The 804-nt window shown below is 35.7% G+C and carries 2 protein-coding genes; both read right to left on the reverse strand.

Annotation, left to right across the window (positions count from 1 at the left end; translation table 11 throughout):
* Nucleotides 1–121: 121 nt before the first annotated feature.
* Nucleotides 122–415: a type II toxin-antitoxin system RelE family toxin gene (locus F991_RS01515; protein ID WP_000221358.1), complete on the reverse strand. Its 294-nt coding sequence runs from the start codon at nucleotides 413–415 to the stop codon at nucleotides 122–124.
* Nucleotides 405–650, reverse strand: a complete 246-nt coding sequence (locus tag F991_RS01520) for a type II toxin-antitoxin system RelB/DinJ family antitoxin (RefSeq protein WP_000246755.1) — start codon at nucleotides 648–650, stop codon at nucleotides 405–407. Before F991_RS01520 ends, F991_RS01515 begins: the two co-directional genes overlap by 11 nt.
* Nucleotides 651–804: the final 154 nt, after the last annotated feature.

The following is an 804-nucleotide window of genomic DNA, read 5'->3' on the forward strand; positions in this document are numbered from 1 at the left end:
CAAAGAAAGTTAAATCCTGTGCTTGACTCTTGTGGTTAAAAACAGGACATTTTAAATGGTTTATCGCATAGACATTTTAATTGGTGAATAACACAAAAATGGGAGCTTTAAGCTCCCATTTTTAGTCTTTAATTCGCTTTTTCGCTTCGTCATAAACTATGCTATCAGCTCGTTTTCCGACGGTAATGAGCAGGATAACTACCTGATCATCTTTAACTTGATAGACAAGTCGGACACCAGCTTTTAATAATTTGATTTTATAGCAACCTGCAAGATCGCCTCTAAGCATATTCTTTGGAATATGTGGCTGCTCTATGACTTTGGCTAGTTTCTTTTTAAATTGATCTCGTATAGCAACAGGGAGTTTTTCCCATTCTGCTGTAAAGTCCTTGTGACGTAAAAGCTTATAAGTCATCTAATGTGACTTCCTCAAACATCTCTTTAGGATCATTAATGCGCTTACGGACAAGAGCTAATAATTCTTCATCTTCTTCTGAAAGCAAAGCTTTTTTGACAGGCAGTTTCCCAGTCGTAGCAACATACTCAAGAATACTAGTGAAGAAATCCGTAGGTGCAATACCTTGCTCTTTAAGGATTGAATAAGATTTTTCTTTAAGGGCTTCATCGATCCTGAAGTTAACAGTAGCCATCATATTTCCCAAGTATTTAATGTACTAGGAATAGTGTAATGCAAATTGCATTACAAGTCGTGTTATTCACCAATTAAAATGTCTATGCGATAAACCATTTAAAATGTCCTGTTTTTAACCACAAGAGTCAAGCACAGGATTTAACTTTCTTTGT

Source organism: Acinetobacter sp. CIP-A165, from assembly GCF_000367985.1.
Classification (GTDB): Bacteria; Pseudomonadota; Gammaproteobacteria; order Pseudomonadales; family Moraxellaceae; genus Acinetobacter.

Bases quoted from the DNA above. Each gene is read 5' to 3' on its own strand.
- F991_RS01515 (WP_000221358.1), bottom strand. From the start codon at position 415: ATGACTTATAAGCTTTTACGTCACAAGGACTTTACAGCAGAATGGGAA.
- F991_RS01520 (WP_000246755.1), bottom strand. From the start codon at position 650: ATGGCTACTGTTAACTTCAGGATCGATGAAGCCCTTAAAGAAAAATCT.